Annotated in this window: 13 protein-coding genes and 2 pseudogenes; 5 read left to right on the top strand and 10 right to left on the bottom strand. The window is 47.5% G+C overall.

The genetic code is table 11. The features are described from left to right. Nucleotides 1-5: 5 nt before the first annotated feature. Genes I1H34_RS13425 through I1H34_RS13415 form a run of 3 tightly spaced genes read right to left on the bottom strand, consistent with a single transcriptional unit; the run spans nt 6 to nt 3,672 of the window. Nucleotides 6-1,052: a phage tail protein gene (locus tag I1H34_RS13425; protein WP_212666052.1), complete on the bottom strand. Its 1,047-nt coding sequence runs from the start codon at nt 1,050-1,052 to the stop codon at nt 6-8. 30 nt (nt 1,053-1,082) lie between these two features. Next, a complete protein-coding gene (locus I1H34_RS13420; RefSeq protein ID WP_212666051.1) occupies nt 1,083-3,260 on the bottom strand; it encodes a putative baseplate assembly protein in 2,178 nt (725 codons plus the stop codon). Between the two features lie 7 nt (nt 3,261-3,267). Then, complete coding sequence (locus I1H34_RS13415; protein ID WP_212666050.1) at nt 3,268-3,672, bottom strand: GPW/gp25 family protein; 405 nt, start codon at nt 3,670-3,672, stop codon at nt 3,268-3,270. 541 nt (nt 3,673-4,213) lie between these two features. Here I1H34_RS13415 and I1H34_RS13410 point away from each other — a divergent pair. From I1H34_RS13410 to I1H34_RS13395, 4 genes are all read left to right on the top strand, one after another. Further along, the gene (locus I1H34_RS13410; protein WP_249370117.1) at nt 4,214-5,014 is read left to right on the top strand and encodes an SDR family oxidoreductase; all 801 of its coding nucleotides are present in this window, start codon (nt 4,214-4,216) and stop codon (nt 5,012-5,014) included. A 34-nt stretch (nt 5,015-5,048) separates the two neighbouring features. Continuing rightward, a complete protein-coding gene (locus I1H34_RS13405; protein ID WP_212666048.1) occupies nt 5,049-7,073 on the top strand; it encodes an amylo-alpha-1,6-glucosidase in 2,025 nt (674 codons plus the stop codon). A 281-nt stretch (nt 7,074-7,354) separates the two neighbouring features. Continuing rightward, nucleotides 7,355-10,045: an MGH1-like glycoside hydrolase domain-containing protein gene (locus I1H34_RS13400; protein WP_212666047.1), complete on the top strand. Its 2,691-nt coding sequence runs from the start codon at nt 7,355-7,357 to the stop codon at nt 10,043-10,045. A gap of 161 nt (nt 10,046-10,206) precedes the next feature. Beyond that, nucleotides 10,207-11,073 carry an MIP/aquaporin family protein gene (locus tag I1H34_RS13395; RefSeq protein WP_249370115.1) on the top strand — a complete coding sequence of 289 codons (867 nt, stop codon included), beginning with the start codon at nt 10,207-10,209 and terminating at the stop codon, nt 11,071-11,073. A gap of 115 nt (nt 11,074-11,188) precedes the next feature. On the opposite strand, the pseudogene I1H34_RS33255 reads toward I1H34_RS13395, so the two are convergent. Beyond that, nucleotides 11,189-11,338 (bottom strand): annotated as a pseudogene (locus I1H34_RS33255) (IS1/IS1595 family N-terminal zinc-binding domain-containing protein); the annotation flags it as partial. Between the two features lie 121 nt (nt 11,339-11,459). Continuing rightward, on the bottom strand, nt 11,460-11,684 hold the full coding sequence (locus I1H34_RS13390; RefSeq protein ID WP_212666046.1) for a putative antibiotic biosynthesis monooxygenase: 225 nt from the start codon (nt 11,682-11,684) through the stop codon (nt 11,460-11,462). A 797-nt stretch (nt 11,685-12,481) separates the two neighbouring features. On the opposite strand from I1H34_RS13390, the gene I1H34_RS13385 reads away from it, so the two are divergent. Next, entirely contained in the window at nt 12,482-13,870 is a 1,389-nt protein-coding gene (locus I1H34_RS13385) for a DUF6745 domain-containing protein (protein WP_212666045.1), read from the top strand. A 409-nt stretch (nt 13,871-14,279) separates the two neighbouring features. Here I1H34_RS13385 and I1H34_RS13380 read toward each other — a convergent pair whose 3' ends face one another. From I1H34_RS13380 to I1H34_RS13365, 5 genes and pseudogenes are all read right to left on the bottom strand, one after another. Further along, the gene (locus I1H34_RS13380; protein WP_212666044.1) at nt 14,280-15,836 is read right to left on the bottom strand and encodes an ABC transporter permease/substrate-binding protein; all 1,557 of its coding nucleotides are present in this window, start codon (nt 15,834-15,836) and stop codon (nt 14,280-14,282) included. Nucleotides 15,837-15,931: 95 nt separating this feature from the next. After that, nucleotides 15,932-16,909 carry an ABC transporter ATP-binding protein gene (locus tag I1H34_RS13375; RefSeq protein WP_212666043.1) on the bottom strand — a complete coding sequence of 326 codons (978 nt, stop codon included), beginning with the start codon at nt 16,907-16,909 and terminating at the stop codon, nt 15,932-15,934. A 187-nt stretch (nt 16,910-17,096) separates the two neighbouring features. Continuing rightward, nucleotides 17,097-17,975 carry a glutaminase A gene (gene glsA, locus I1H34_RS32945; protein ID WP_396124652.1) on the bottom strand — a complete coding sequence of 293 codons (879 nt, stop codon included), beginning with the start codon at nt 17,973-17,975 and terminating at the stop codon, nt 17,097-17,099. Between the two features lie 141 nt (nt 17,976-18,116). Then, nucleotides 18,117-19,040, bottom strand: a pseudogene (gene glsA, locus I1H34_RS32940) (glutaminase A); the annotation flags it as partial. A 233-nt stretch (nt 19,041-19,273) separates the two neighbouring features. After that, nucleotides 19,274-20,521: a class I SAM-dependent methyltransferase gene (locus I1H34_RS13365; protein ID WP_212666041.1), complete on the bottom strand. Its 1,248-nt coding sequence runs from the start codon at nt 20,519-20,521 to the stop codon at nt 19,274-19,276. Between the last annotated feature and the right edge of the window lie 76 nt (nt 20,522-20,597).

Raw genomic sequence — 20,597 nt, 5'->3', positions numbered from 1 at the left:
TAAAATCAGGATGACTCAAGACACAAGTCATAGGTGCAAAAAGCAGGCTTCTCCTGCTGGATGATTTTATGGATAAGGGATTCAGAAAGGGGTTGTTGGGAGCGTAAACAAACGGAGAAATGGAAAGGCTTACCTCCCCCGACGGTAGATTCTTGGCCCAGACAGGCTTCTCCTAGGACTAATCCACGATTAAAGGAATCTTGAATCGAGATTTGCTTCTGGTCTTCGGGGACAAACTCTTCCAAGGGCAGCCCGGTATATAAATGCAGATAGAGCCGCAGCCCTTTCCGCGTGCCTCGCCACTGATAGAGCTGAATCGCCTGACGAATAAGGGACCGCTGCCGGGATAATGGCAATTCAGAGGCCAGCTGCCAGCCCACCCAATGGGCTAGAAAAGGAAGCATGGTTTCAGGTGCCGTCAGGGGATCGAGATAGGCCCAAAGGGTATCGAGGGTCTGGACTGCAGGTTCAAAGGCTTGCTCAAAAATATGGAGGAAGCGGCCAATAAAATCCACTTCTTTATAGATGTCGGGCAAAAAAGTGGGATAGAGACTGCGGGGGCGAACAAACAGTAAAAACTCCGCTGTCTCTAAGGTCAAGCCGCCGGTGGCTTCGCTAGTTTCGGTATCGACAGTGCCGAAATATACACAGAGTCGTCCTCGAAAATCTAGTCCCTGAGTTTGAATAAAGGCTGGACTGGATTCGGCTTCAAAAAAATCTTCCGGGAGCTGGAAGTACAAAACCGCTTCCATTTTGCTACCTGGGGGCAACGTTTGCCCTTCTTGACCAATCCGACACCAGTCCAACGGAAAGGTCCCTTCTGTTTCTAAGCGGATACGGAGGGTGCGATCGCACCTATTCTCCAACTGCACAACAATCTCGCTCGGTTCCCCCGGATGCAGCACTTGTTGGCAGAGATGGGTCTGCTGCCAAGCAAAAGGAGCCATCTCTGCCTGTGACGCCTTTCTCACAATGGGTTGGGGCATCGTCGCCGCCACGGACATGGGGGCCAATTGCAGTCTTAAGGGCAGTAGATCAGGGGAGGTCGTCATGGCGGTTACCGAGAAATGGGCAATCTCCTGTTACAGCAAACTGATAGCGTGACTAGAGCGAAGTTGAGCATTCTGCCAGGAACAGAGCACCCCTAAAGGCCCCGGATCGATCACCGGCTCCTTAGGCAAGATCCGCTGCCAACGAGATTCCTGACGACGGAGTTCAAACAATTGAACGGTTCCCAAATGCCGCACCCCCGGCATGGGCTGAAACAGCGTGACAATATCAGAGGGATATACAGGACGGCCAAAGGGCCAACCTCGGCCATCAGGACCGCCAGTAATCGGGTTTAGAAATCGATATAGGGCCACTTGAAGCTGATGCCGCATCTCGGTTTGGGCTTCTGCATTGTTGTAGTCCGGTTCTAGGGCAACCTCTGCTTGAACCGTGACCCCCACATAGTGAGGTTGGTCATAGCGAATCGCCATACCCAAGAGACGACGATCATCCAAGTAGTCGCTGACCTGGGTTTGTAGCTGGGGAGTCAGACTGAGAACATCAGGATGAAGGCCCTCGCCCCGCTCAATCGCATCCGTCCTCACCTGGGGGACCAACAGGAGGCGGACCTGTCCTGGGGTGCCCGTTTGATCCGCAGGCAAGCAGAGGACTCGTGCCACTGCCCCTTGACCTGCCGTTAAGGCTAAGGTCTCAAAATCTTCCTGGGTGACGGCGCGATCTCGGGTTCGCAACATTTGCGGTACGCGAATCACGGCAGCATCTAAGGATTCAGCATCCGTTCCATTCTGGGCAGGCTGATGATTGATCACATTGGCGACATAGGGCACCGCAGTTTTCAGGATCCGAATCATCCCGCTTTGCACATTGCCTTTCAGCCCCCCGCCCGTTCGATAGGTGGCCATCCGCAGTTCAGCTCCCTTAGGAGGCACCTTGCCATATTGACGCTTCAGAGTCTGCTGCTCCGGGGCTAAGGCTACAAGATTGGCATTGGATTGGGCCATCCGCTGTTGCGTTTGTGCCTTAATTTGAGCCGGTTCTCGAATCAAAGGTCCAAACTGTAACGTCCCAGTGAGAGCATCAATGGTGTAATGCAGGTCTTCTGGTCCAGAGTCCGCAAAATCCGTGATCTCCATCCATCGCTGAGGAATACCACCAACGGCGGTCACCAACAGGTATTCAGGATCTCGGCGAGGCAGAATCGGTGCGGACTGAAGTTGAAAGGTTTGGCCGGGAGTGCCGTCACTGGCTCCTAAAATTTCATTGTGGATTTGTAAGGATTGAGTCGTATCAACTGTCGCTCCTATCGCTTGTACCGACACCCCTACAATTTCTGGCGAACAGCGATAGCCCCATTGGGTGGTTTGCTCCGTCTCATAGACACACCGAATCCAGCGACCTTGATAGCTAGCAAAATTGGTAACAGGCCAATGTTGGGGCAAGTGCAAGACTACATCTGCCCCTTGGAGGGGATTACCATTTTGGCGGGTTAATCGGGCAAAGCTAAAGCCATCCGTATGGTCATCGGCTTCGTTTAATAAAATTGGCTGCCAATAGACACCATTCCAAGCTTGCCATTGGCGGGGTGGACATTCAGGATTAATCCCTGTGGGAGTAGCCGCTTCCCCCTTAAAGGTCACGGAGATGACATTCCCGGCTAGCTGCTCTGGCTCAAAAACGAGATAAAAACAATTGCCCGTTTGAGGCTGAGGATTGAAGCAGCTTAAGGCAGACCCTTGCCATTCTCCGTCAGGGTTCAAACTCCAGGATTCGGCAAAGCGATCTCGCACGAACTGCGGTTCCATTTCGGCAATATCAGCCGTGAGTAAATGGCGGAGTCGCGGTTGTCCAATGGTGACAGGGCGATCGGTACTAAAGACAATCGCTTCTTCTGTTTCCGTGCGTAGGGTTGCCACTTCCGTATCCATCGGAATCGTGTAGTTCTCCGATAAACCTGCACTGAGGTAGAAGGTCACCGGAGTCTTTGCTGGGGAGGGGGGCTGCAGCCTTACCCCCATTAACTCTAAAAAGGTGACATAGTTGCGACGGGGCACCTGATTAAATCGCAGCAACATTTGGTCCGTTAGCCAGCTAAATAGCTCGACTAAGGTGATGCCTGGATCGCTGGGGTTATGGTGGGTCCATTCAGGACAATAACGAGGGATGCGGAGTAGGCATTCTTGCACGAGATCATCGAAACTGCGGTCATCGAGATCCGACTTGGGTAGCTTGGGTAAGAAATCAAACTCCATGTCTTGCCTAGGTAATGGGGGTTAGATAAAACGGATAGACTAAACTCCGGTAATCGTGGGTCTGTTTGGGATGGTATTCAAGGGTAATTTCAACCCGCCCTTCAATCGGGTCTGGCTCTGTATAGACGCCATCCAGGACAATGCGGGGTTCCCACCGTTGCAATGCTTCCGTCACATACAATCGAACCAACAACAACGTCTGGGTATTCATAGGGGCAAAGGTCAATTCGGAGAGACGGGAACCAAACTCAGGCCGATAGACCCGCTCCCCCAGTTTGGTCCCTAGAATAATTGCAATAGATTCTTCAATATTGCGAACAGCATGGGCACTAAACCGTAAGTTTCCCTGGGTATTCACCTCAATGGGGAATGCCCAACCCGTACCCAAATGAGCAGTTTGACTGTCCACCATACCCCTAACCCATCTAGTAGAGCTCACTATAAAGGCCAGGAACAAGAGAGACTATTGGCCAAAAGTCGTACCTATCAGGATGAGGGTCCCTAATCCTTTGTCAATAGAACTGCTTTACTACTTTGACTGGGTACAAAATCTTTCCTGGAATATGGACAGGTTAAACACTCTGGCCATCGCTTTGGAGTCTTTCTACCACGAGGATTCTCATTGATATTCAGCACCCTGCCTCGATTAAAAATGGCCCTACAATTCTTACGACTGTCGTCAGCACCGTTCAGCCTGGGTCAGATCTATACCCACTACTAGGGCTGTTTGTGAAAGTGCTCAACCGTTGCCGGAGAGGCAAAGTAGTGGTGCAAACGCCAGATTGCTAATAACTCCAGAAATTCTAGCGAAATTTTCAGTAGATTTTAATGTTACCGATTTAACTTGAACCCAGTGTTATTCCCTTCCACGTCGTTCTTAAGGTCAGCAGAGGATCTTTGATGCCTGTTCCTTGATGTGAAGGAAGTCTTTGATTTATGCAGAGGGCTTTGATGTGAAACGTTTACTAGATCAAGTGGCCTTGGTAACAGGGGCCAGTTCTGGCATAGGGTCAGGGGTTGCACTCTGCCTAGCTCAAGCAGGGGCAAAAGTTATTGTCAACTATGCAAGTAGCCCGAAAGGGGCTGATGCAGTCGTTGCTGAGATTAAAGCGCAAGGCGGAGATGCGATCGCAATCCAAGCCGATGTTAGCCAAGAAGACCAAGTCTTCAATCTCTTTGCTAAAACCTACGAAGCCTTTGGGACAGTCGATATCCTCGTTAACAACGCCGGACTACAAAAAGATCAGCCCTTTACCGAGATGACACTGGAGGCCTGGAACAAGGTCATTGACGTCAATTTAACGGGACAATTTCTCTGTGCACGGGAAGCGGCCAAAGAATTCAAAAAGCGGGGGGTTGTCCCAGGACGCTCTTGTTCGGCTGGAAAAATCATTTGTATGAGTTCAGTCCATGAGGTGATTCCTTGGGCAGGACACTGTAACTATGCAGCTTCCAAAGGGGGGGTAATGCTGCTGATGAAGAGCATGGCTCAAGAGCTAGCACCCTATAAAATTCGGGTCAATAGTATCGGCCCTGGAGCGATTAAAACGCCTATTAATAAAGACGCCTGGGATACACCAGCAGCAGAAGAAAGTTTGCTCAGTCTGATCCCCTATAACCGGGTGGGTGAATCGAGTGACATTGGTAAAGCTGCGGTATGGCTGGCATCTGATGAGTCAGAGTATGTCCATGGGGTGACGCTATTCGTGGATGGCGGCATGACCCTTTACCCCGGATTTGCAACGGGCGGCTAGACACTCCATTTTAATCAATAGTGGGAATCTATTTATGGTTGTTCTGTTTGACCGAGCAGTTTGTGGAGATCTACCGTCGGCCGAGAAAAAAGAGTGGCTGATTACCAACGGTATCGGTGGCTATGGTGCAGGAACCGTTGCAGGACTCCTCACTCGCCGCTATCACGGTCTTCTAATCGCGGCTCTCAAGCCACCATTGCAGCGTACGCTCCTACTGGCCAAGCTTGACGAAACCGTCCAGTACCAGGGAAAAACCTACGAACTGGCAGTCAACCGTTGGGCAGATGGCACCGTTGCCCCCCAGGGATATCAAAATCTTCAACGGTTTCAGATAGAAGGGAGTATCCCGTTGTGGAACTATACCTGTGGAGAAGCACAAATCGAAAAGCGAGTATGGATGCAGCCAGGGGCCAACACCACCTATGTTAGCTATACCCTCAAACAGGCGAGTTCAGCCTTGACCTTGTCTATTAAAGCGTTGGTCAACTATCGCGACCACCATAGTGAGACGCGAGGGCAAAATTGGCAAATGCAGGTAACCCCTATTCCTCAGGGAGTATGTATCTCTCCCTTCGATGGGGCAACCTCTTTCTCCTTGTTAGCGGATCAAGGAGACATCAATCCTGAACATATTTGGTACAGGAACTTCAATCTAGATATTGAGGGATATCGAGGACTAGGAAATCGTGATGATAACCTTCACGCTGCCACCCTTGAAGTCACCTTGAAGCCTGGAGAGAGTTTGACGGTCGTAGCTAGTACTGAACATCATCCCAATCTGAATGGCAAGACCGCTCTCATAGAACGCCGTGCTCATGAGCAACAGCTTCTAGAAAACTGGCAGTCCGTCTCTCCAACCCAGACCACTCCCCCTTGGATTCAACAGTTGGTGTTGGCTGCCGATCAGTTTGTGGTTGATCGGCCCCTAACCGAAGAGCCAGAAGGAAAAACAATCATCGCTGGCTATCCTTGGTTTGGTGATTGGGGCAGAGACACGATGATTAGTTTGCCTGGAATCACTGTGACCACAGGGCGAACGGAGATTGCCCGCACCATTATCCGTACCTTTGTTCGGTACTTGGATCAGGGCATGTTGCCCAATATTTTCCCTGAAGTGGGGGAGCAGCCTGACTACAACACCGTTGATGCCATTCTTTGGTACTTCGAGTCCATCCGCTGTTACCATGCTGCCACCCAAGATAATGACTTTTTACAAGAAATTTTCCCGAAGCTAAAGGACATCATTGCTTGGCACCAAACAGGAACGCGCTATGGGATTCATCTCGATCAGGATGGCTTAATCTACGCTGGAGAAGCGAGCACACAGCTCACCTGGATGGATGCCAAGGTGGGGGATTGGGTGGTCACCCCACGGGTAGGTAAGCCAATTGAAATTAATGCCCTTTGGTACAGCGCGCTCAGATTGATGACATCTTTTGCCCAGCGATTGGGAGAACCTCATCAAGCTTTTCAGGATATGGCTGACCATGCTAAAGCTGGATTTCAGCGGTTTTGGGCCAAAAATTTAGGGTGCTGCTACGACGTACTGGATGGACCGAATGGGGATGATCCTGCATTACGTCCCAATCAGATTTTCGCCGTCTCTTTACCCATGGCTTCGGGGCAAACTGGCTCTCCAGCCCTACTATCTTTGGCACAACAGCGAGCAATTGTGGAGGTCTGTGGACAATCCCTGGTGACGCCCTATGGATTGCGATCGCTCTCTCCAGAACATCCTAGCTATCAAGGGCATTACGGTGGTAATCCACTGCAACGGGATGGGGTTTACCACCAGGGCACTACCTGGGCTTGGCTACTCGGTCCATATGTGCAAGCTCATCTGCAGGTGTACCGAAATCCAGATCAGGCTCGCTCCCTGCTAGAACCGATGGCGGACCATTTATTGGCTCATGGACTGGGGAATGTTAGCGAAATTTTGGATGGTGATGCGCCGTTTACGCCAAGGGGCTGTTTTGCTCAGGCTTGGTCGGTAGCGGAAATCTTACGGGCCTGGGTGGCAGTCGAACAGTTCAAAAATCCAAATGAGAGATATCCATGAGGGGTGCATCTCTCTGTTCGGCAGGGTCTCGCTCTGAACTTGAGAACATCATCTCAGAAACTTTGCTTTTGAATCTAGGGACGAACAAAAACAACGAAATGCTCTGAATCCCAGATAGATCCCAGATAGATCCCAGATAGATCCCATCGCCGCTATTTTAAACGGAGAAATAACTGTGATTAAAGGTTTTGCTTGCAAAGAGAAAGGTGGACAGCATCAGGCCGCACTTGCCGCCTAGACTCCCCTCCAAGTTCCCTGATTTGACTTTTGAGAGATGCCCTATGACTACTCCCGAAGAACAACGACTACTAGAAAATCACGATGGCCGCAGACCAGGGAAAGACCATCGCCAGTCTCATTGGAAACGTTGGGGACCTTACCTTAGCGAGCGTCAATGGGGCACCGTCCGTGAGGACTATAGTGCCTATGGCGAAGCCTGGGATTATTTCTCTCATGATCAGGCCCGATCAAGGGCCTATCGATGGGGTGAAGATGGCCTGTTAGGCATCTCTGATGACCATCAGCGTTTGTGTTTTGCTCTATCCCTATGGAATGGGGAAGACCCTATTTTGAAGGAGCGTTTGTATGGCTTGACGGGCAGCCAGGGAAATCATGGCGAAGATGTTAAAGAATACTACTTCTACCTAGATAGCACTCCGACTCATTCCTATATGAAAGGGCTATATAAATATCCCCAGGCGGCATTTCCCTACGAATGGTTGGAGTCGGAAAATCGTCGCCGGGGTCGAGGGGATCCAGAATTTGAGCTGCTGGATACAGGAGTATTTGAGGGCGATCGCTACTTTGATGTCGGGGTGGAGTATGCCAAAGCATCGCCCGAGGACATTCTGATTCGGATCAGCGTTACCAATCATGGCCCTGAGACAAAAACGCTGCACCTACTGCCAACTCTCTGGTTTCGTAATACCTGGACCTGGGACAAAGGAACTTCAGCACCTTCCTTAAAGGCGGTTAATCAGTATACAGCTCAGGCATCTCACCCTGAATTAGGGGAACGGTGGTGGACCTGTCCAGGGGCAACTGAACTGCTCTTCACCCAGAACGAAACGAATTTTGAGCGGCTGTTCCAGGTTGATAATTCGCAACCCTATGTCAAAGATGGGATTCATAACTACATTGTCCAGGGTCATAAACAGGCCATCAATCCTGAGCAAGTCGGCACCAAAGCGGCTGCGTATTATCCCTTGACTCTGGAGTCTGGGGAAACTCAGGTGGTTCATCTGCGGCTCAGTGATCGGCCCGAGCATGACGGGTCTGATTTTGAGCAAGTGTTTTGCGATCGCATCTCCGAAGCCGACGAATTCTATGCCACTGTCACCCCGAACTGTCTAACAGCAGATCTGTGTAATATCCAGAGACAGGCCTTTGCAGGCATGTTATGGACCAAGCAGTACTACCACTTTATTGTCGAGGACTGGCTCAAAGGAGATGCCAACAATCCGCCGCCACCTGAGACTCATCAGCAGGGGCGCAATCATCAATGGAAACATCTCCACTCTGACGACATTATCTCCATGCCAGACAAGTGGGAATATCCCTGGTTTGCAGCCTGGGACTTGGCCTTCCATACCATTCCTATCGCATTAGTGGATTCGGAGTTTGCCAAAAACCAGCTCGATATTATGACGCGAGAATGGTACATGCACCCCAATGGTCAGCTCCCGGCCTATGAGTGGGCTTTTGGGGATGTCAATCCCCCGGTCCATGCCTGGGCAACTTGGCGGGTATACAAAATTGAGCAAAAAAGAAAGGGGAAAGGCGATCGCCAGTTTCTGGAGCGAGTTTTTCAGAAACTGATGCTGAACTTCACCTGGTGGGTAAACCGGAAAGATGTCGAAGGCAATAACGTCTTTGAAGGTGGGTTCCTCGGGTTAGATAATATTGGGGTCTTTGACCGCAGTTCCCCCTTACCAACAGGTGGCTTTATTGAGCAAGCAGATGGCACCAGTTGGATGGGCATGTATTGCCTAAATATGCTGGCCATCGCCCTGGAGCTAGCCCAAGAGAACCCAGTGTATGAGGACATGGCAACCAAATTTTTTGAGCATTTTCTCTATATTGCAGAGGCGATGAACCATGTGGGTGGGGATGGCACCCAGCTTTGGGATGAAGAAGATGGCTTTTTCTATGACGTCTTGCACTTACCGAATAACGATCGGCTCCCCCTCAAAGTGAGATCCATGGTGGGCCTGATTCCACTATTTGCGGCGACCGTTCTAGAGCCTGATATGTTGGCCAAAGTACCTGCCTTCAAAGAGCGCTTAGAGTGGTTTATTGAGCATCGCACCGACCTCAAACAGAACGTCGCCTGTATGGAGACCCAAGGCACGGAAGCGCGCCGGTTATTAGCACTGTGTTATTTGACCCCCGGCCGGATGGTGCCATCCGACCGGTTTCGTCGTATTCTCAGTCGTCTGCTGGATGAACAGGAATTTTTCAGTGACTATGGGATTCGAGCCTTGTCTCGTCACCATGTAGATCATCCTTATATTTTTTATGTGGATGGGCAAGAACATCGCGTTGATTATGAACCCGCAGAATCCAGCAGTGGCTTGTTTGGGGGGAATTCAAACTGGCGGGGTCCAGTCTGGTTTCCAGTCAATTATTTGCTGATTGAATCTCTACAAAAATTTCATCACTACGTTGGGGATGATTTCAAAGTGGAATGCCCAACAGGGTCTGGCAACCTGATGACCTTATGGGAGGTAGCCGCTGAAATTTCTCGGCGGTTGATGCGGATTTTCACCCAGGAATCATCTGGACATCGTCCGGTCTATGGTGCAACGGAAACTTTCCAGTCCAATCCCCAATGGAAGAACTACATCCAGTTTTATGAATACTTCCATGGAGATAACGGCGCTGGGATTGGAGCCAGCCACCAAACGGGTTGGACGGGGTTAATTGCCAAGTTAATCCAGCAGACGGGAGAAACAATGGGTGAAGACCTGTAAGATTCTGGCTGAATATGGGGTACTGGCAGAGCGGCCTCAGCAGGCAATGTTTAACTATCGTTTTAAGCATCCTAGCCCCCCGGGTAAACCATCACTTGAGACATTAGACATCCCCCCAATAGAGATGACTATCATCTACAAAAGTTGCGAGACTCTTTCAAATGAAAACGGAGACAGCAATTGATCGCAAAAGCACTACTATGCTCAAAAGCCTTCAAAACCATTGGCCGAACTATTTAATCGAAGCCTGGGGATTAGGGACTTTCATGGTGTCAGCCGGGGTGTTTGCAACACTTCTCTACGCCTCAAATTCACCACTTGCCTTTTCCCATCCCCTATGGCGAGATGTTGTGATGGGTCTTGGCATGGGCGGGACAGCTATGGGCATTATCTACTCGCCCTGGGGCAAGCGATCGGGGGCACATATCAATCCGGCAGTAACCCTGACATTTTTCCGACTTCAAAAAATTACAGCCTGGGATGCATTATTCTATATTCTTGCTCAGTTTGTCGGGGCACTCGTCGGGGTCTTGTTAGTGACCCTTGTCCTAGGAGTTCCGTTTCAACAGCCTCCGGTCAATTATGTGGTAACAGTACCTGGGCAATGGGGATGGCCTGCAGCACTGGTCACGGAGGTTACAATTTCCTTTGTTTTAATGACGATGGTGCTCTGGGTGAGCAACACACCTCGGTTGGCAAAGCTGACAGGATGTTTCTCAGGCATCCTCGTGACCCTCTACGTTATTTTTTCTGCACCCATTTCTGGCTTTGGCATGAATCCAGCTCGTACCTTTGGCTCAGCACTGCCTGCCCAAACCTGGACTGCATTTTGGATCTACTATTTGGCTCCACCTTTAGGGATGCTGCTAGCGGCAGAACTCTATCAGAGAATTTCGAAGGTTCGAGCTCGTTCCATCTGCAGTAAACTATGCCCCAACGGGGATACGTTCTGTATCAGTCCAATCTGTTGTGGTGAATGTGATAAGTTGATTCGGCCCTGGCGACAGAAGGTTGAATCAACCTCCTAACTGCTAGTAGATATGTAACCTGAGTTTGGGACAAGCAATCTCTGAAACTGTTAATTTTACGTCTTCTATGATTTGCCCATTGTTTAAACCTTTGCACAGAGGGTATGACCTCGCCTTTGGTCGTTGGGGCGATGCGCTTTTGTTGGAGGTCTTCGACAAACGGACGACCACAGTCTCTGCATTTGTGGTTTTGCTTACCATTATGGATACGACCGTTTTTAACAATGTTTAGGGAACTACAACTATGGCAAGGTCGCGTTGTCATTATTGATGGTGGAATGCTGAACTATCTCTATCCTTACATCTGGTGGACTACCAGTGGGATATCCTCATTCAGGCAATTTGAAAGAGAATTACTGTTCAGGAAAACACTCAAGAGCGGACGATCAGCGCTTGATGATGTGAAGCAGCCAGAACAATCCGGGAAGCGCTATGTAAGAGATGATTGGCACGATAACCGCTACAGTAATGAAAGTGACGACGAGCCGATTAGAAGATACGTTTTGCGAAATCCATGGTGGCACGTAGTAGACCAAAGGAAGTAGTGAAATAAAGGTGAAGAACGCCACCAAATGCCGGTTCGGCGGCGTCCGTTTTTGGTTGGAATTCATCGTTACTGTTTGGAGAAGTGGCTGTTCATAACATAGCAGCATTTCGCGTATGACCTGCGAGCACCTGACCCAAGACAGCACTCAACTTGACCATCCAAGCAGGAACTGCCTTTTTGATGAATTCTTGTACAACACATTTATCGTCATTTCTTAGAGAACTCAACTATTTAACCCATTCTTCTTGAGTTTTAAGGTTTTCTCTTGTCCAGTCTGTTGTGTATCTCGTAACTAACCTCATTATCAGTATCGATTGCGTTGCGATCTCCACGCAATATCGCCATCCCTCACACCTACACCACCCGAATAACCATAGGGGAACTGCGGGCCTAGTGAAGTGCCAAAGGCAAACTCCAAAAACTCCTAAGAAATACGCCGAGGGGTCAGCCGAGGATAGTTTCGGCTTCGCGGAGTGTGGCTGATATTGGTTGCGATCGCAATATTATCCTCATCCCTTAGCCACAATCTTAGCTTTAAGGAATTTTCGTAGTACGGGTCTTTTGCAATGCCCCTCGCAGATCCAACCCAAGAGTAAATCACGCTCATATCTGGGATGATGTTTTCCTGGGTCAACCATCATGGGTATCGGTTTGATGTGGTAGCGAATGATCATTATTCAGAGTCCATCAGCACTCTATTTATAGACATCTCCTCTCGGGCCAATTTTATTAATTCGCCATCCAGTCTCTATTTTTGCGATAGAGCCGAAAGCTCTATGAGAATTTTTTTCAGCATTCATAATATTTAAAATTTCTTTCGGGAATAATTACTATAGCTAAACAAAATCAAATAATCAGAGCATGTCCCAAATACAGTTTTTGACGCTTGAACAAGAATTTTTGATTGACACATACAAAAAAAAATGGAAAAAAATTTGCTTGTCGACACAACCCATTGAGAAAATTCGAGCAAAAGCTGCAGTCAAAGGTGCTTACGCTGTCATGGGTCAGCAAGAACCTGAGGTCATCTTCTGTACTAGCCCTAAATCAGCACTAGAGAAAATTCAAGCATTTACATCCAATGAAGAAACCTCTCAAAAGAATGTTGGATTCTCACAAGAAGATATCAGAAAAAACTTCTTATGGTTTTTCCTCAAGACAGCATGTCACATTATTCAACTCAACCGAAAACAGAAACAGTCAGGCACTGGGCCAATTCTAGAGTTACTAACTGAAGTTTCTAAGAAACCAACAAATCAACTCAAAAATCATATTAAAAATAAACTGCCTAAAGACTTAACTACACAAGATATTGTGGAACAGGCATTTCTAGGTTCTTCGCCACTGTTTGATGCCTTAGGTAAGCAAATGGCTCTTGGAGGAGACCCCAGCCTCTCAAAAAATCTTCAAGGACTGCAGCCGGAAAATTGGCAGCAGTCATTCAGTGTGACAGCTGCCGCTGTCGAGACCCAGCTAGCCTGGTTACCAGGGAAAAAATTCCTCTTTCGATCTTGGCTTGTAAAGATGCTGCAGGGGACCCTGATAGCAAAAATCTCTGGAATAGAACATCCGCAATTACAAGAGGCTTTTCTTTGTTCTTTATCGTCCGAAGAGCAAAAAATTGTTTTAGAGAACCCTCTTACCATTACCTCAGACCTAGGATTTAATTGTTCTTGGCTCGATTTTGCTATTTCGGTTCTAAATTATCCACATTTATCCAAAAAATGGGCTGCTTTACAAGTTCTTGCAAATCACTGCGGATGGATTTTTGCGATGGATAATGTCTGTATCGTTTGCGATCGCCCGACAAAGATCCTTCTGGATGAAGCTAATCAGCTTCATGGTGAGGGTGAACCTGCACTTCAATTTGCAGATGGATTTACAATATATGCCCATCATGGGACACCTCTACCAAAACATTACGGAAATATCCATCCTAATCAATGGCAAGCTCAATGGATTTTAGATGAAAAAAACACAAACTTAAAAAAAGTTCTAATGCAGACAATTGGAGCGGTACGTTTATGCCAAGAACTCTCTCTCTTCGAGGTAGATACTCAAAATAATTACACTCTTTTTAAGATCGAAAACTCAGGCCCTAAAGAGACCTATATTTTGAGAAAAACTAGGTTAGGTTCTGACAAGATTCATGCTGTATTTATACCTTGGCATATAAAATCATTACAATCAGCCATGCAATATGTTAGCAACCACTATTCTCAGGAAGATTTTCCAATTACAAATAATTAAGTAGTAGCTTCGAGCAAGCTGAAGTTCAGTATGTAATTTGATAGATTCAATACTCTATAGAACCTCAGAATAATATTCACTCTGGCTATTCATCTTCCTGATTTTTTTAGATTTGAGTGATAGGTTTGTGATGGAGTTATTGGGTTAACTTCATCTACCTATTAGCTAAGATAAACAGCTCACACCCCTGAATCTACTGCGGTACTTCAGGGGTTCCTTGTGGTCCTGTACAAAGCCTTGGACGACCTTGTCACCCGTTAAGCAACTATTCATATTAGATTTAATGGCCAATATTTCAGGTTAACTGGATAAAAACCCGAAATCAGTTTCCAGGCAACATCTAGCTACACATGAGCCAACTTTTGGCAAAATGATGACTCAATTTGCGATTTACGAACACCGAAAGGTACTAAAGTGATTCGAGATGGCGCTTTAAATCCGAGATAGATGTAATATTCAGTTTCTTAGTATCTTCAGTACGCATCATTAAAGCATAACTATTATTAAATCCGAAAGACGCCAGCCACTCTACATCATGGCGTTCTTTTGATACCTTCTGAACATACTTGAATACTTCTTCTCGATCTTGCCCCATGTTTTTGAGGGTTGTTTCGTCTGCTTGTAAAATGACCAACAAACCAGTTCCAGTATACTCAGGATAAAGATCAATCGCGCCCTTCTTGAGAGCATCAAAACAGATTTTTGTACCTGCTAACCCAGTTTTTAATTCCACATCAAGGTCAGTTGAATTTTCAATTACAATACCCATCATTTCTGCTAGAAGATATTGTTCAGTAAAATTCTTAGACCCAATGACAATATCTGGTTTTCCCTGGCGATCTATCGTTGTTTTGAAACCTGACTGTTTGAGAAAATCCTGTACCACTTTTTGAGAGGGTTCCTTGAGCCGATCAACCCGATCATTTAATTTGATCATCGTTTCATCCGACAAGGCTTCGGCTAATTTTGCTAACGCAGGCTGCAATTGGGGATACTTCCGTAAGGTTGCCCCCCGCACTAGGGGCGCAGCATAGTAGGGCGGAAAATACTGTTGGTCATCTTCCAAGACAGTGAGATTATACGCATCAATTCTGCCATCCGTCGTAAAGCCACTGACGACATCTACCTTTTTCTCCCGAATGGCTTCATACATGAGACCCGGATCAAGTTCGACCGAGTCTAAGCTCAGATCATAGTGCTGTTGCAAACCTGGATAACCATCTGCACGTTCTACAAATTCAGAGGTAAACCCTGCCTTGAGAGGTTGAGGACGCAGGCTTGAAAAAACGATTTGGGACAGCAACAACAGGAAAACAATGGTGACACTCACCAAGATAGGTTTGAGTAATCGTAAAACCCTGGGCTGTAGAAGACCCAAACCGAAATCCAACAGTATGGCCAAGGCCGCAGCAGGAATAGCCCCTGCCAAAATCATGTCTACGTTGTTGAGGGCAATTCCCCGAAAGATAAAGGTTCCTAATCCCCCAGAACCAATCAGAGCAGAGAGCGTGGCAATGCCTACTGTTGCCACTGTTGCCGTTCGAATCCCAGCAAAAATGACGGGCATAGCGAGGGGCAATTCTACCTTCAACAAAATTTGTCGGTTCGGCATACCCATACCTTTAGCTGCCTCTGTCACCGAACTATCCACCTCCTCAATCCCCGTATAGGTATTGCGAAGAATCGGAAGCAGAGCATATAAGAATAGAGCGACAATGGCAGGCGTAGAGCCAATCCCTAATAGGGGCAAAAGAAAACCCAACAAGGCCACACTGGGAATAGTTTGGATAACGCTGACAACACCAATCACTTGATTCGCTGCTTTTGGATAGCGAGTCAAGATTAAACCTGTACTCACCCCAATCAGAATAGCTATAGTGGTCGAAATGGCCGCCAACACTAAATGAGTGAGAGTTTGTTGGAGAATCTCCTGTTGGTGACTGATGAAAAATTGCCAAAGCTGCATATCAATTCGGAAAAAAGCAGGGTTTATCTAGGAAACTTGCTGACCAGTTTACGGGACTGAGTAGCAATCGATACCATTTCAAGCCTGAGATCGACTCAGACTACTTGAAATGTTTTTTTGTACTGATAGAACGCTAGTAAGAGATCCTCACAACTTGTTATTTGCCGAGACTGGTTGTCAGGATCAATCATCACAATTCGAGAAGCCTTTGCTGCAGAGGCTCCTGCAATTTCTAGTACCTCTAGTAAACTTTGACTCGTTTGATAAACTTCCACTTGGCTTTCTCTATCTTCGCTATGGGGTAGCCAAGGGAGTAGGTCCTGTAACCGTGTCACTTGCAATTCCAACTGAAAGCGATTGGTTTGAAAGAAATCACGTACAAAATCATTGAGTCCGGCAAAGATTAGATCCTTTGGGGTGCCAATCTGTTGAATTTCACCCTGGTCCATCAGGCAAATGCGATCGCATAGGGTGATGGCTTCAAAAACATCATGGGTGACAAGAACCATCGTTTTCTGCAACAAGCTCCCCAGACTCTTGAACTCCTGCTGGATCTGGCGGCGAGTGATTTGATCTAGGGCCCCAAAAGGTTCGTCCAGGAGAACGACTGGAGGATTGGCAGCTAAGGCTCGGGCCAGACCCACCCGCTGTTGCTGGCCTCCACTAAGTTCATGGGGATAGCGCTGAGCAAACTGATCGGGAGGCAGTCCGACCATTTCCAGTAATTCTGCGGCCCGTTGACCAATCCGTTTTTCCTTCCATCGCAACAAGCGAGGTACCACGGCAATATTGTCAGCAACGGTGTAGTGGGGGAAGAGGCCGATGTTCTGAATTACATAGCCAATATGTTGACGCAACTGTTCTGGCGGCGACTGGCGGATGTCCTTACCACCAATCGCAATACGCCCAGAGGTTGGTTTAACTAGGCGGTTGAGCATCTTTAATGTCGTTGTCTTGCCACAACCACTCGTGCCAATCAAGCCCAACGTTTCCCCTTCGGCAACCCGGAACGAGATCGCATTCACGGCCGAAACGTTGTTGTAGTACTTGGTTAGTTCGAGGACTTCAATCATTGTGTATTCTCAGCATTATTACTTGGCTTCGATGCTCTCCGACCCTTACCCACCCCTTTATTGTTTGATATATTCTAGGGTCAATAAAGGGTAGACCAATTGTAGTTCGATAATATCGGTCCGAGGGCAAAATACTACATTCAACGGGAACTATTACCCAATTTGCCAGCAACGGCAGCGGTCACTTCTATTTACCGAGAATATGCAACTGAAAACGGCGCGCCAGTTCTTCGCAAACTTTAATACCTCGAATACTATTTCCTCGCTCATCCAGAGGAGGTGAGAAAACAGCAATACCCAATTTCCCAGGAACCACCCCAATAATGCCACCGCCCACACCGCTCTTGGCAGGGAATCCGACTTGATAGACCCACTCACCAGCAAAATCATACATGCCACAGCTATACATAACACTGAGAAGATCACGTACATAGTCAGGCTGAATCGCTTTTTCCCCAGTGATGGGATGAGTGCCATTATTCGCCAGCGTAGCCCCCATTACAGCCAAATCGCGACAGTTGAGTAGCACCGAACATTGTTGAAGATAGAGGTCAAGAATTTGGCTGATATCTCCATCAATCATGCCAAAATTACGTAATAGATAGGAAATAGCCCAGTTGCGATCTCCGTTCATCCGTTCGGAGATGAAGGTTGGCGTATCGACAAACACCTGGTGGCCAACGTAACGACGATACATCTCCAACAGGCGATTCAGGCGAGTCGCAGGTCCCTTGCCTTTAATTAAACTAGTCGTGGCAATGGCCCCGGCATTGATCATCGGATTGTAGGGTCGCTTAGTTTTGCTTTTTAGTTTAATAATCGAATCATAGGCATCTCCGGTCGGCTCCACATCTACTTTCTCAAGAACAGCATCCCGTCCCCAGTCTTCCAAAGCCAAGCCATAGGCAAAGATTTTGGAAATCGATTGAATTAAAAAAGGAACCTGCCAATCTCCAACGGAATAAACCTGGCCTGACACCGTTGCTACACTAATGGCAAAGGAATCGTGATGGTGTTGCATCAAGTCCGGTTCGCTAGTGTAAATCGTTCCCTCCCGATCAGGCAGAAACTGTTCGTATAGCTCTTGTAAACACTCTTTCCATGCTTCTTCTCCAATAATGTCTATCTCTGAAGCAGAGCCGACTAGGAAAGACGAAGAAGAACTCTCGGGTTTTACCCGTGCATCTGGTGTTTTTCGAACACCTGTTTCGAACATATGGAGTTGAAATTTTTGGGAAATCTCCTCAAAGACCTTAACACCCCGCCAGCTTTTCCTATGGCTTCCTAAAGGTGGAGAGAAAATAGCAATCCCCATTTTCTGAGGGATTACACCGATAATTGCCCCAGACAAGCTACTCTTAGCTGGAATTCCTACTTTATAAGCCCACTGTCCAGAAAATTCATATAGCCCACAGGTATACATAATACTCAGGACATGCTGGACATAGCGGGGGTCAAGAGCTTGCTCTCCCGTCAAAGGGTTGATACCACCGTTTGCTAGCGTCGCTGCCATCACGGCTAAATCCTGGCAAGTCACCAAAAGCGAACACTGCTGGAAATAGAGATGGAGGATTTCAGCCATATCCCCCTCAATCAAGCCAAAATTAAACATCATATGAGCCAGGGCTTGATTCAGATGATCTTGGCTGCTCTTGGAATGGAAGGCCGCGGTATCAATATTGATCTCTCGCCCGATAAAGGTATGAAACAACTCAAACAAGCGTCTAGATCGTTCATCCAAACTGTCCCCATCAATCATGCTCGTGGTAACGATTGCCCCAGCATTCACGAGCGGATTATACTGACGCCGAGAAATTTCTTCGGCTTCAATCAGAGAATTGAACGGATCTCCCGTTGGCTCTACGCCAATACGGCTGAGAACATATTCTTCCCCCCAGTCTTCTAAGGCCAAACCATATACAAAGGGTTTGGAAATGGACTGAATTGTAAATGGCTGTAGGCTGTCGCCTAGGTGACACTGCTGCCCATCTACACCGACAGCAACAATCCCAAACCAATCAGGATTTGCCTGTGCCAGCTCTGGAATGTAAGAAGCAACAACCCCCTGTTTACAGGGTTGATAGTGGTGGTGTAAGTGTTCAAGAAAAGTAGAGAAGGATTCAAAGTCCATCAATTGAGTTCCAATCGCCAATTTTAGCTTTTGAACAGTGCATCAGAAGGGAGTTCTGACTCAAAAAATTCTTCCTCAACCCTTACCCCTACTAGACTTGTCTTCTATCTCACCTCTAAGTACTTTTGCTCCAGATATATCAATGGTTTTGACTACAGATACAACACTCCCGAATAGAAAGTGTTGTATCCCTATGATTCTCCTTGCAGATTACGTTGATCTCATCGCAGAAATCATTTTTTAAGCTGCAAAATTGCAACTAAACCGTGGCCACAACCACTCCCTCGTTGCATATCATATTCTAGGGTCCGCAAAGCATAACCCAATTGCGGTTCGATGATATTAGCACGGGGATCTCCATACCACATCCAACCCACATCAGCTATCACGCGATCCATCGTCATCAATGAAAACTGTAGTGGTTTTGGAAAGTCATTCCATCCTTTCAATTCTGGCAAACAAAAGTTATGGCAAAGCCGATGTTGGCAATACTCTACTAAAGTATTCCAAGATTTCATTAACTGTTGCAACCGAGGTGTAATTTGAGGGTGGTCAGGAACATCGAGATCTAAGATTAAATCTCCCAGGTCGGTACGCAAGTAGTCTTCATGGAGGGAATTAATCAGGCGGCGAATAGGCTTGAGAGCGGGGTTGTACTCGTGTGTATCGGTGTGGCGGCCAACGAGGATTGAGCGATCCATCATATTGACAACTTCCAAGCCTGTTCCAGTTGCAGCAGCCAATTCGTCAGCTAATTGTTTAACTTCCGAGCCTGCCCAAAATCGGAGTGGAAAACTTTCAATATCAATTTCCTGTCGGGCTGTTTCCGAGTAGAGATAACTCATCGTGTACTGACGTACTTTTTCTGACTCTGATTCTGCTGACCAAAAATCCGGCCATTCAATCGAATAACGCCCAATCAAATCAAGAACGATGAGGCTACCGTCATGGCCATGTTCACAGACATCGGTTAGCAGCTTCACTAAATCCTGTCGCCCCAAGTGAGAAAGAGACCCGTAGGATGAGAAATAAATATCAAAGGGCTGTTCTTGCTTGATCTTGCCCAATCCCTCTCGTAAGTCTGCTTGGGCAAATTGCAACTGGGGCTTGTCGGCAAACAGAACTGAGCCTTTCTCCACCATTGCCTGACTGATATCCAGTCCTAAATAGGTGGAAATTTCATCTTCATTCAGTACTCGCTGATGCTGAAGGCCCAAATCTAGATCACGGCGATCTATTTTGGTCAAGATTTGGTAACCTTGCCCAGCACCACAACCCAGATCGCAAATGCGAACCTTTTGCCCAGCTTCGCGTTTGCGATCGACTAGGTGGGTGAGACATGGGCGAAGAGCTATACGGGTCAGCTGATCTTCCCAGTAGGTGCGGACATTATCGTATTTGCCAAATAAGTTACCGACGTAAAGGTCGTACTTACCTTCTCTAACTGCTTGGGTATAGGTTTGTTCTCCGACCGATTGCATCTAGTATTCTCTTGTAGTGGATAACAGCTGACTTTATGTCTTCTTTTGACCTCGCAACTTTTTTTGATATCTTCTG

The sequence above is a fragment of the Acaryochloris marina S15 genome, from assembly GCF_018336915.1.
GTDB classification, from domain to species: Bacteria; Cyanobacteriota; Cyanobacteriia; order Thermosynechococcales; family Thermosynechococcaceae; genus Acaryochloris; species Acaryochloris marina_A.
Note: the sequence above shows the minus strand (reverse complement) of the source record. Positions and strands in the feature narration are given on the sequence as shown.